The organism is Mycobacterium persicum (assembly GCF_002086675.1).
GTDB classification, from domain to species: Bacteria; Actinomycetota; Actinomycetes; order Mycobacteriales; family Mycobacteriaceae; genus Mycobacterium; species Mycobacterium persicum.
This window is the reverse complement of the sequence record NZ_MVIF01000142.1, coordinates 1-10306: the sequence shown is the minus strand read 5'-3', so window position 1 is coordinate 10306 and position 10306 is coordinate 1. Positions and strand designations below refer to the sequence as shown.

General features: G+C 67.1%; 10 protein-coding genes and 5 pseudogenes. 7 read left to right on the top strand and 8 right to left on the bottom strand.

Annotated elements, in window-relative coordinates; genetic code table 11:
- Positions 1-609, top strand: a pseudogene (locus tag BST40_RS26080) (hypothetical protein); the annotation flags it as partial.
- Positions 610-653: 44 nt separating this feature from the next.
- On the opposite strand, the pseudogene BST40_RS26075 reads toward BST40_RS26080, so the two are convergent.
- Positions 654-1768: pseudogene (locus BST40_RS26075) on the bottom strand (sigma-70 family RNA polymerase sigma factor).
- Between BST40_RS26075 and BST40_RS26070 the strand changes: the two are divergent.
- The 4 genes from BST40_RS26070 to BST40_RS26055 are packed head-to-tail and all read left to right on the top strand — an operon-like array spanning position 1716 to position 5963.
- Positions 1716-2555 (top strand): alpha/beta hydrolase, encoded by an 840-nt coding sequence (locus BST40_RS26070; RefSeq protein WP_075545143.1) that lies wholly within the window; start codon positions 1716-1718, stop codon positions 2553-2555. The pseudogene BST40_RS26075 and the gene BST40_RS26070 sit on opposite strands and share 53 nt — an antisense overlap.
- 35 nt (positions 2556-2590) lie before the next feature.
- Complete coding sequence (locus tag BST40_RS26065; protein ID WP_083156200.1) at positions 2591-3340, top strand: DUF2786 domain-containing protein; 750 nt, start codon at positions 2591-2593, stop codon at positions 3338-3340.
- Positions 3337-3849 carry a TIGR04338 family metallohydrolase gene (locus BST40_RS26060; protein ID WP_075545145.1) on the top strand — a complete coding sequence of 171 codons (513 nt, stop codon included), beginning with the start codon at positions 3337-3339 and terminating at the stop codon, positions 3847-3849. The genes BST40_RS26065 and BST40_RS26060 overlap by 4 nt, the downstream gene beginning before the upstream one ends.
- A 44-nt stretch (positions 3850-3893) precedes the next feature.
- Positions 3894-5963, top strand: coding sequence for a beta-glucosidase (locus BST40_RS26055; protein WP_083156206.1), 2070 nt, complete (start codon positions 3894-3896; stop codon positions 5961-5963).
- 32 nt (positions 5964-5995) lie between these two features.
- Here the strand turns inward: BST40_RS26055 and mymT are convergent, their stop codons facing one another.
- The gene (gene mymT / locus BST40_RS26050) at positions 5996-6157 is read right to left on the bottom strand and encodes a copper-binding metallothionein MymT (RefSeq protein WP_023369625.1); all 162 of its coding nucleotides are present in this window, start codon (positions 6155-6157) and stop codon (positions 5996-5998) included.
- Positions 6158-6292: 135 nt separating this feature from the next.
- On the opposite strand from mymT, the gene BST40_RS26045 reads away from it, so the two are divergent.
- Positions 6293-6949, top strand: coding sequence for an O-methyltransferase (locus BST40_RS26045; protein ID WP_075545147.1), 657 nt, complete (start codon positions 6293-6295; stop codon positions 6947-6949).
- 5 nt (positions 6950-6954) lie between these two features.
- Here BST40_RS26045 and BST40_RS32980 read toward each other — a convergent pair.
- The 6 genes and pseudogenes from BST40_RS32980 to rpmB all read right to left on the bottom strand — a co-directional run.
- Positions 6955-7265, bottom strand: a pseudogene (locus BST40_RS32980) (nitronate monooxygenase); the annotation flags it as partial.
- Positions 7266-7607: 342 nt separating this feature from the next.
- Positions 7608-8050 (bottom strand): annotated as a pseudogene (locus tag BST40_RS26035) (helix-turn-helix domain-containing protein); the annotation flags it as partial.
- 534 nt (positions 8051-8584) lie between these two features.
- Positions 8585-8851: a 30S ribosomal protein S18 gene (gene rpsR / locus BST40_RS26025; protein ID WP_083156194.1), complete on the bottom strand. Its 267-nt coding sequence runs from the start codon at positions 8849-8851 to the stop codon at positions 8585-8587.
- Between the two features lie 5 nt (positions 8852-8856).
- Positions 8857-9162, bottom strand: coding sequence for a 30S ribosomal protein S14 (rpsN, locus tag BST40_RS26020; protein ID WP_083156192.1), 306 nt, complete (start codon positions 9160-9162; stop codon positions 8857-8859).
- Between the two features lie 3 nt (positions 9163-9165).
- Positions 9166-9330 carry a 50S ribosomal protein L33 gene (rpmG, locus tag BST40_RS26015; RefSeq protein ID WP_083156190.1) on the bottom strand — a complete coding sequence of 55 codons (165 nt, stop codon included), beginning with the start codon at positions 9328-9330 and terminating at the stop codon, positions 9166-9168.
- Positions 9330-9566, bottom strand: coding sequence for a 50S ribosomal protein L28 (gene rpmB / locus BST40_RS26010; RefSeq protein ID WP_083156204.1), 237 nt, complete (start codon positions 9564-9566; stop codon positions 9330-9332). The genes rpmG and rpmB overlap by 1 nt, the downstream gene beginning before the upstream one ends.
- Positions 9567-9674: 108 nt before the next feature.
- Between rpmB and BST40_RS26005 the strand changes: the two are divergent.
- Positions 9675-10230 (top strand): annotated as a pseudogene (locus BST40_RS26005) (GTP-binding protein); the annotation flags it as partial.
- Between the last annotated feature and the right edge of the window lie 76 nt (positions 10231-10306).

The following is a 10306-nucleotide window of genomic DNA, read 5'->3' as shown; positions in this document are numbered from 1 at the left end:
ATGTGCCAGGAAGCACCGGCGGCAAAGGTGGCCTCGGTGGCATCGGTGGACGCGGCCACTTGCTCGGGAGCGGTGGGGATGGTGGACAAGGCGGGCACGGTGGGAAAGGTGGGCTCTCGTCGGCGAATACCGGGGGTGACGGTGGTGACGGTGCCGTCGGCGGGATGGGCGGACTGTGGGGCAGTGGTGGTGCCGGCGGCACCGGCGGCCAAGCCGGAGCCGGTCTACTGGGCAGCGGGACCAGCGGTATTGGCGGGGCGGGCGGCGCAGCCAGATGGGTCGGCGATGGCGGTGCCGGTGGCACCGGTGGCGCCAGCGAGGGTAACGGCGTCGGGCGGCCTCGGTGGCACCACCGGCGGCGGCGGCGGCGGTGGCTTCGGCGGCGCCGGCGCCGACGGCGGCAAGGGCGGCCTCGGCGGCAGCGGCAGCGGCAGCGGGAGCGGCGGAGCCGGCGGCGCCGGCGGCAACGCGGGCGCTGGCGGCGGCGGCGGCAACGCCATTCTTATCGGCAATGGCGGTGATGGTGGCAACGGCACGGGCGGCGAGCCGGGTGGCAAAGGCGGCAGCGCCGGATGGTTCGGCCATAGCGGAACGAACGGGTCCCCGTAGCCCACGCTGCCGATGTCGACGGTGCCCAAACAACAGCCCGGTCGTCACAGCCAACCGGGCAAACCGAATTTCGGGAACAGCGTGCCGTCAAGGAACGCGACCACGTGCGACACCCGGCCGTCGACCATGTCCAGCACATGCAACTGGAACGGCACGTGCCGCTCACCCGCGCGCATGTACATGGCCGCGGCGGGCTGGCCGTTGGCCACCAACGGGATCATGCGCATATCGCCGGGCGATTCGGCGGGACATTGCTGGTGAATGAGCGTGATAATGTCCTGCGCGCCGCGGTACCAGCCGACGTAGGGCGGCATCTCCCAGATCGCCTCGGCGGTGAACAGCTCCACCAGCCGGTCGATGTCGTAGGTCTCGAACGCGGCGATGTAGCGGGTCAGCAAGTCCTGGGCCTGCGGCGAATCCGGCGGGCTTAACCGGTCTTCGGCGCTGGGGCGCACGGTCTCCAGCTGGGACCTGGCCCGCTGCAGCAGGCTGTTGACGGCGACGGTGGTGGTGCCGATCGCCTCGGCCACTTCGGCCGACTTCCACTGCAGCACGTCGCGCAGCAACAACACCGCCCGCTGCCGCGGCGACAGATGCTGCAGCGCGGCCACAAAGGCCAAGCGGACCGATTCGCGCGACCCGACGATGACCGACGGATCCGCCGGATCATCCGTCAGTTCCGGCAGCGGCTCCAGCCAGGGCACCTCACCGCGCTCGACCAACTCCGCCGTCGGATCCGAGCTGGATGTTCCCAGTCCGGTCGGCAACGGCCGGCGTTGCCGGCCTTCCAAAGCGCTCAGGCAGGTGTTGGTGGCGATCCGATGCAGCCAGGTCCGTATCGACGATTTGCCTTCGAACCGGTCATACGCTTTCCAGGCGCGCAGCAGCGTCTCCTGCACCAGATCCTCGGCGTCGTGTAACGATCCGGTCATCCGGTAGCAGTGCGCCAGCAGTTCGCGCCGGTAGGGTTCGGCACGGGCGGAGAAATCACCGCCGAGCTCGTTGTCTTGTGCTAGTAGACCCACCCCGACGAGCCTACGCAGAGCCGCTGACAACCCGGACGGCCCGGCCCGGCGAGCCGCTGTGCAGCCCGTAAGCTGCCCGTAATGAATGCGACGCGCACTGAACGCAACTTCGATGGTGTCGGCGGTGTGGACATCGTCTACGACGTCTGGACGCCCGACATCGCACCCAAAGCCGTGGTCGTGCTGGCTCACGGTCTGGGCGAGCATGCCCGCCGCTACGATCACGTCGCGCAGCGGTTCGGTGAGGCCGGTCTGGTCACCTACGCGCTCGACCATCGCGGACACGGCCGCTCGGGCGGCAAGCGGGTGCTGGTGCGCGACATCTCCGAATACACCACCGACTTCGACACCCTGGTGGGCATCGCCACCCGGGAAAACCCCGGCCTGAAGCGCATCGTCCTCGGGCACAGCATGGGCGGCGCAATGGTGTTCGCCTACGGTGTGGAACGCCCGGACAACTACGACCTGATGGTGCTGTCGGCGCCGGCGGTGGCGGCCCAGGATCTGGTGTCGCCGGTGGTGGCGCTGGCTGCCAAGGTTCTCGGTGTTGTGGTGCCCGGCCTGCCGGTCCAGGAGCTCGACTTCACCGCGATATCCCGCGACCCGCAGGTGGTGGCGGATTACCAGAACGACCCGCGGGTGTACCACGGCCGGGTGCCGGCCGGGATCGGCCGGGCGCTGCTGCAGGTCGGCGAGACCATGCCGCGGCGGGCGCCGGCGCTGACCGCGCCGTTGTTGGTGGTGCACGGCACGGGTGACCGGCTTATCCCGATCGAGGGCAGCCGGCGCCTGGTGGAATGTGTGGGCTCCATCGATGTCGAACTGAAGGAATATCCCGGGCTCTACCACGAGGTCTTCAACGAGCCGGAGCGCGACCAGGTGCTCGACGACGTGGTCGGCTGGATCACCAAACGCCTCTGAATCGAATTGTCGTACCGCTGCAGTAGTTTGGCGCCATGACCGACGACAAGATGCTGGCCCGCATCGCCGCACTGCTGCGTCAGGCCGAAGGCACCGACAATCCCCACGAAGCCGACGCGTTCATGGCCGCCGCACAGCGGCTGGCAACGGCGGCGTCCATCGACCTCGCGGTGGCGCGGTCACATTCGGCCAACCGTACGGCCGCGCAGACGCCGACCCAGCGCACCATCACCATCGGAACGGCCGGCGCCCGCGGGCTACGGACCTACGTGCAGCTTTTCGTGCTGATCGCCGCGGCCAACGACGTACGCTGCGACGTCGCGTCGAATTCGACGTTCCTCTATGCCTACGGATTCCCCGAGGACATCGATGCGACCCACGCCCTGTACGCCAGCCTGGTGGTGCAGATGGTGCGGGCTTCCGATGCCTACCTTGCCTCCGGGGCGCACCGGCCCACGCCCACCATCACCGCCAGGCTCAACTTTCAGCTGGCCTTCGGTGCTCGCGTCGGTCAGCGCCTGGCCGAGGCCCGCGAGCAGGCCACCCGCGAGGTCACCGCGGACCGCGGCCGGGCACCGGGCACCGCTATCGCGTTGCGGGACAAGGAGATCGAGCTGCGCGACTACTACCGCGGCGCGTCGCGGGCGCGCGGCACCTGGCGGGCCCACCGGGCCTCGGCCGGATATTCCTCGGCGGCGCGCCGCGCGGGTGACCGGGCCGGGCGACAGGCCCGGCTGGGCCAGAGTGCCGAGCTGCCCGGAGCGCGAACCGCCCTGGACCGGTGACCCGGGCGGATTCCTCCGGCCGCGACTCCCAGCGGGCCCGGGTTTATGCGGCCGAGGAGTTCGTCCGCACCGTATTCGATCGTGCCGTCGAGCACGGGTCACCCGGTGTGGATTTCTTCGGGACGCAGTTGACGCTGCCGCCCGAGGGCCGGTTCGCGTCGGTCGCGTCGGTGCAGCGCTACGTCGACGACGTGCTGGCCCTGCCGGCGGTGCGCCGGACCTGGCCGTCGGTGTCGCCGCTACGGGTGCGCGCCCGGCGGGCGGCCACCGCTGCGCACTACGAAAACCGCGACGGCGCAGGCACTATCGCCGTCCCGGACCGCGCCACCGCCGCCTGGGCGATGCGCGAGCTGGTCGTGCTCCATGAAATCGCACATCACCTGTGCCGGGTGCCGCCGCCGCACGGGCCGCAATTCGTGGCGACGATGTGTGAGCTTGCCGAGTTGGTGATGGGACCCGAGGTTGGCCACATTCTGCGGGTGGTCTACGCGAAAGAGGGGGTGCGGTGAGCCCAGCCGACCCCGACGCCCGGGCCCGCGAGATCGAGTCCCAGATGACCGACGAGGAACGCTTCTCGTTGCTTGTCGGGGTCATGGGAGCCGGGGACTGGTGGCCGCTGCGTGACGAGCGCATCCCGCCCGACGTTTCGATGAGCGCCGGCTATGTGCCCGGCATACCGCGGCTGGGGGTTCCGGCATTGCGGATGAGCGACGCGGGGCAAGGTGTCACCAATCCCGGCTACCGCCCGGGCGACACGGCCACCGCGCTGCCCGCCGGGCTGGCGCTGGCCGCCGGATTCGACCCCGCACAGGCCCGTGCCAGCGGCGAGGTGATCGGACGCGAGGCCCGCAGCCGCGGGTTCAACGTCCAATTGGCCGGCGCCATCAACCTGGCCCGAGACCCGCGCAACGGCCGCAACTTCGAATACCTCTCCGAGGATCCGCTGTTGAGCGCCGCCATAGCCGCGGAGCAGATCATCGGCATCCAGGACCAGGGCGTCATCTCCACGACCAAGCACTACTCACTGAACTGCAACGAGACCAACCGGCACTGGCTGGACGCCGTCATCGACCCCGACGCGCACCGCGAATCGGACTTACTGGCCTTCCAGATCGCCGTCGAGCGGGCCCAGCCCGGCGCGGTGATGGCGGCATACAACAAGGTCAACGGCGACTACGCCGCCGCGAACGCTGTCCTGCTCAACGATGTGCTGAAGGGCGCCTGGGGATACCGCGGCTGGGTGATGTCGGATTGGGGCGGGACACCGAGTTGGGAGTGCGCGCTTGCCGGCCTGGACCAGGAATGCGGCGCGCAGATCGACGCCGTGTTGTGGGGGGCCGAGGCATTCGGCGATCGACTGCGTGCCGCCTACTCCGAAGGCCTGCTGCCCAAAGAACGGTTGTCGGACATGGTGCGGCGAATCCTGCGTTCGATGTTCGCTGTCGGAATCGACGGGTGGGAACCCGCTCCCGCGCCAGACATGGACGCGCACAACGCGATTGCCCTGCAGATCGCCCGGCAGGGGATCGTGCTGCTGCAGAACCGAGGGCTGTTGCCGTTGGCTCCCGCTTCAGGCTGTCGCATTGCCGTCATCGGCGGCTACGCGCAGACCGGGTTACCGGCCGGCTTCGGCTCCAGCGCCGTCGTACCGCCGGGCGGCTATGCGAGCGTGATCCCCATCGGGGGGTCCGGCTTGCAACCCGGCATGCGCAATCTCTATCTGGTGCCGCCGAGCCCCCTCGACGAACTGAGACGGCAATTCCCGGACGTGCAGCTCGAATTCGATCCCGGTATCAGCCCGGCGGAGGCGGTGGTGGCGGCGCGCCGCGCCGACGTCGCGATCGTGTTCGCGATCCGGCCCGAAGGGGAGGGCTTCGACAGCGTCGACCTGTCGCTGCCGTGGGGCCAGGACGCGGTGATCTCGGCGGTCGCTGCCGCCAATCCGAACACCGTCGTGGTGCTCGAGACCGGCAACCCGGTGGCCATGCCCTGGCGGGACTGTGTGAACGCCATCGTGCAAGCGTGGTATCCGGGCCAGGCGGGCGCTCAGGCCATCGCGGAAATTATTGCCGGACAGGTGAATCCGTCTGGCCGGCTGCCGATCACCTTCCCGGCCGATCTCTGCCAGACACCGCGTCCGCAGCTGCCCGATGCGGCGGTGGGGACACCGATGACCATCGACTACCACGAAGGCGCGGATGTCGGTTATCGCTGGTTCGCCCGGACGGGGCAGTCCCCGATGTTCGCCTTCGGTCACGGTTTGTCCTACACCAGCTTCGAGTATCGCGACCTGGCGGTGACCGGCGGTGACACCGTCAACGCCACGTTCAGCGTCGTCAACACCGGCGGACGCGGCGGGTCGGACGTCGCGCAGCTGTATTTGACGACCGTTCCCGACGCACAGCGATTGCGGCTACTGGGTTTCCAGCGTGTGGATCTGGACCCGGGTCAGGTCGTCCGGGTGAGCATCACAGCGGACCCGCGGCTGCTGGCCGGCTATGACGGCAGTGCCGGGTGTTGGCGCATCACGGCGGGTCGCTACGCGGTTGCGGTGGGCGCATCGGCGGTGGCGCTGACGCTGACGGCCGAGGTCGAGCTGGCCGGTCGTGCGTTCGGGCGATGATGATCCATCCGCACGCACGACCGGCTGCCCGCTTACTGGACCGGGACCAATTCGTCGCCGCAGGTGCAGCGGTACGGCTCGCCGGCGCCGGAGCAGTGGCAGGGGACCTCGATGCGGACACGACAGCCGCAGCCCTCGTGGCCGCAGGTCAACTCGGTTCCAGCCTCATGGGTCGCCATGAATATCACCTTCATTCGGATCGGGGGACTGCCGTCCCAAGCGGATGACCACAACCTACTCTATACCCCATACGGGTATCTGGTAAACACCGGGAACGGGGAATTTGATCGTGACGAGCCGATGCGCGCGGACCGGACTAGCGTTTCGGTATGGCCCAACCGACCCCGCACGACGTCGACGCCTTCCTGGACAGCACGCTGATCGGCGACGACCCGGCGTTGTCCGCGGCGCTGCAGGCCAGCAACGCCGCGGGGTTGCCGCGCATCGCGGTCTCCGCGCAGCAGGGCAAGTTCCTGTGCCTGCTGGCCTGCGCCATGCAGGCGCGCCGCATCCTCGAGATCGGCACCTTGGGCGGTTTCAGCACCATCTGGCTGGCCCGCGGCGCGGGCCAGCAGGGGCGGGTGGTGACGCTGGAATACGAACCCAAACACGCCTCGGTTGCCCGCGCCAACCTGCAGCGGGCGGGCGTCGCCGATCGGGTGGAGGTGGTGGTCGGCGCGGCGCTGGACACCCTGCCGACGGTGACCGGGGCTCCGTTCGACCTGGTGTTCATCGACGCCGACAAAGAGAACAATGCCGCCTACCTGGAATGGGCGGTCCGGCTGGCCCGGCCCGGCGCGGTGATCGTCGTGGACAACGTGATTCGCCACGGTCAGGTGCTGTCGGCGCAATCCGACGACGCCAGGGCGGTGGCGACGCGCCAGACCCTGCAGCTGATGGGCCGGCACCCGCGCCTGGACACCGCGGCGATCCAGACGGTCGGGACGAAGGGCTGGGACGGATTCGCCATCGCCACCGTCGGCTAACGCCATCAGGGACTGAGGTCCCTGACCGCCTGCTGCGCCGAGGTGATCTCGCCGATGTGCAGCGCGGTCTCACCGGCATAGAGGGCCGCCCGTTCCACCCAGGAATCGGGCGTCCCCGCGACCGGTGGCAGCGGAGTGAACAGGGACGCCCCGGTGACTGCAACCGCAGCAGGGGGCCGGCATCGAAGTACCCCAGTACCGAAAGCGGGCCGCTCACGGTGTTGAAGACCGCAGGCGCCGCCTTGGCCATCCCATCGTCGCGGCACCACCGCCGGGTGGCGTCGTTGGGCAGGACGCGGTGGCGCAGCGGCCAGCTAAAGGTTAGGCCGAGGTGCTGACAAGACGAGGGATCTCCGTGTTGTTGGGAGATCCCTCGTGTCGGTCATAGCCTCAGGTTGTCGAGACCAAGGAGGCGGTGATGGCCGACTATGCAACCTTACTGCGGGATCATGTGACGCTCACGTGTCGATCGGTGGATCGGATCTTTCTGCAGGCCTATGTGCCGAAGCTGCAGTCGGTGGGCGGGGTATGCCAGTTCCTGTATTGGCAGAAGGGGTTCGGGATTCCCTCATCAGCGGCGTTCGGCAAGATCGGCGACGCCTACGTCGCCGAGGTGTACCGGTGGGCCAAGGCGAACGCGATCCCGGTGCGTCGCTTCGCTAAGCTTAAACGTGTCAACCCAGTGCGGTTTGAGGCCCAACTCCTTGCATGCCCTCTGAACAGTGCTCTTCGACACCCCGGCGGCCCCGCCATCGTCCTTGTGCTCCAATGCGTCTCGCCCTCCGGGCGGCACTCCTCGGTCAGCGTCACGATCTGCTCGATCGTGGCATCGGGGATCGAGGGTTTGCGGCCACGACCCTTCCGGACCTGTCCGAACTTGACCAGGCCGTCCTCGCCGAACCGGTTGTGCCAGTTCACCACAGTGCCCCGCGATACCGACAGGCTGGCAGCAATCGTCGCGTTCGGTACGCCCTCGGCAGCCATCAACAAAGCCTTGGCCCGCACCACTTCCCGATGTGCCCCCGACTGCGACCGAGCCAACGACTCCAACACGGCGCGCTGCCCATCGGTCATTGCCAACGCGGGCACGGGTTTGCTCATGCCTGTAATCATACCAATTTACTGATAATTATTTGTGGGACACACCACTAGATGGACCGACTAGCGCGACCGGCCCAGCGCACGTGCTTGCTGAGTTGCTTTGGCAGAGGAGCATTTTCCCAGCGACCGAGTTCTAGCCAGTCCTTCAGCAACGCCGCCTCAGCGTTATTGGTGATCGGGCCCACCCATTGGGGTGGTCCGAAAGGTAGCCGGTCAGTGGTGCATGGCTGGAAAATCGCCATGACACCGCACCCCGCCGGCCGAGCTGCGCACGTGACCGGCCCGAGTATGCAGGGCGCGGAAACGAGCATGGCATGCGGGCAGCATCGGATGGTGGGACGCAATTCATCGATCACAGACAATTGCTGTTCTGCCGCACAAGCGTTACAGACCACGACGGTGAACGGGCGCGCCGTCCCCCGGCGCGCGTTCAACGGTTCCCGCCTCGCCCGGTCAGCCCACGAAAGGCATGAACCGTCATTGTTTGAATCCCTTCGGTTCCCGGTAGTCTGACCGCTTGTCAGAAGGCACAATTCAGCGACCGGCGGCGGACCCGGGATAGGGCAACAACGCCATCTCGCGCGCATCCTTGATGGCGGTGGCAACTTGCCGTTGTTGTTGGACACTGAGGCCGGTGACACTGCGAGAATGGATCTTGCCCCGTTCAGAGATGAAGAGTCGCAGCGCAGCCGTGCCCTTGTAGTCAACCGCGCTGACCCCGAGGCCGAGAAGGTTCTTCTTGGCCGATCTGCCGGTCGGTGGCGCACACCGACTCTGGCGCCGTTTACTTACGGTCTTCATGAGGGTCACCAACTGGCCTTCCGCACCCCGGGCAGTTGCCCGTCATGCGCCAACTGCCGTACCCGCACTCTCGACAGACCGAATTTGCGCAGGTGCCCGCGCGGCCGTCCGTCGATCGCGTCGCGGTTTCGCACCCGCACTGCGCTGGCATCTCGTGGCTGGCGCATCAGTTCACGTTGCGCTGCGGCCCGCTGCTCACTCGAACTTGAGGGCAACCGAATAATTTCCTTCAGTTCGGCGCGACGCTCGGCGTACCGAGCCACCGTGGCGCGACGACGCTCGTTCATGACGATCTTGGATTTCTTGGCCATGGGTCATCGCTCCTCTCGAAAATCGACGTGCCGCCGGATGATTGGGTCGTACTTGCGCAGCACCATCCGGTCCGGGTCGTTGCGCCGGTTCTTGCGGGTGATGTAGGTGTAACCCGTGCCGGCCGTCGATCGCAGTTTGACAATCGGGCGGATTTCGTTGCGTGCCATCAGATCCGCTGACTCTCTTTGCGCAACCGGGCCACAACCGCCTCAATTCCGTCACGATCGATGACTTTGATTCCCGTGGCGCTCACCCTGAGCCTGATTCGCTGGCCCTCAGACGGTAGGTAGTAGGTCTTGAGTTGGATGTTGGGCGACCATCGACGACGAGTTCGACGGTGCGAGTGCGAGACGGCGTTGCCGAACCCCGGCTCGCGACCCGTGACTTGACACCGGGCAGACATCAACGACCTCCTCATCAGAGACATTAATGAAAACCGTTTTCGACAAGCCTTCGCCCGGACGGTACCTTAAGAACGCGATTAATGAAAATGATTGTCAATAGGGGCGGTATGAGAACACCTGTCATCGTCGTCGCGGGCCAAGGAGACACCGACGCGGTAGTGCGGGCTATGCTGCGCAATCCAGGGAGCCTGGCCGTCGCGCACCACTTCGACGGTCAGGTGGTCCTCCGAACGGATACGACCCTGCGGCACGGGGTGGTAGCTACCGCGGAAGTCGCACTGGAACTCGTTCACGGTTGCGTGTCATGCACCATCCGCAACGACTTGCTTGTGCATCTGCGTCAGCTGCACCGATGCGACGACGTTCGCCGGGTGGTCATACACCTCGCGCCGTGGCTGGAACCCGAACCGGTCTGGGCCATCAATCACGTCCGGGCCCGCGTGGGACCAGGCTACGTGGACGGTCCCGCAACCCAGGATGTATCGATCGCAGCGTGTGACGTGTATTGATTCGTCGGCGTGGCTGCGCCAAGCGCTTGGCGATGACGAACTTGACGACGGACGCACCGAAGCGCAGGTAGTGGTCGGTCAGGGAGAGTTCGCCGATGTGGCCGTGCTGAGCCCTCGTGACCCGGTGGTGACCAGCGTAGTGCGTCGCTTAGCCCGAAGTTGCGACCGTCTGGATAGGTGATTTGGGCTTTGACGTGGGGTTTTGATGGTTTTGGGTGTTTTGGGTCTGA

Bases quoted from the DNA above. Each gene is read 5' to 3' on its own strand.
- rpmB (WP_083156204.1), bottom strand. From the start codon at position 9,566: ATGTCTGCCCGGTGTCAAGTCACGGGTCGCGAGCCGGGGTTCGGCAAC.
- mymT (WP_023369625.1), bottom strand. From the start codon at position 6,157: ATGAAGGTGATATTCATGGCGACCCATGAGGCTGGAACCGAGTTGACC.
- rpsR (WP_083156194.1), bottom strand. From the start codon at position 8,851: ATGAAGACCGTAAGTAAACGGCGCCAGAGTCGGTGTGCGCCACCGACC.
- BST40_RS26045 (WP_075545147.1), top strand. From the start codon at position 6,293: ATGGCCCAACCGACCCCGCACGACGTCGACGCCTTCCTGGACAGCACG.
- rpsN (WP_083156192.1), bottom strand. From the start codon at position 9,162: ATGGCCAAGAAATCCAAGATCGTCATGAACGAGCGTCGTCGCGCCACG.
- BST40_RS26070 (WP_075545143.1), top strand. From the start codon at position 1,716: ATGAATGCGACGCGCACTGAACGCAACTTCGATGGTGTCGGCGGTGTG.
- BST40_RS26065 (WP_083156200.1), top strand. From the start codon at position 2,591: ATGACCGACGACAAGATGCTGGCCCGCATCGCCGCACTGCTGCGTCAG.
- BST40_RS26055 (WP_083156206.1), top strand. From the start codon at position 3,894: ATGACCGACGAGGAACGCTTCTCGTTGCTTGTCGGGGTCATGGGAGCC.
- rpmG (WP_083156190.1), bottom strand. From the start codon at position 9,330: ATGGCACGCAACGAAATCCGCCCGATTGTCAAACTGCGATCGACGGCC.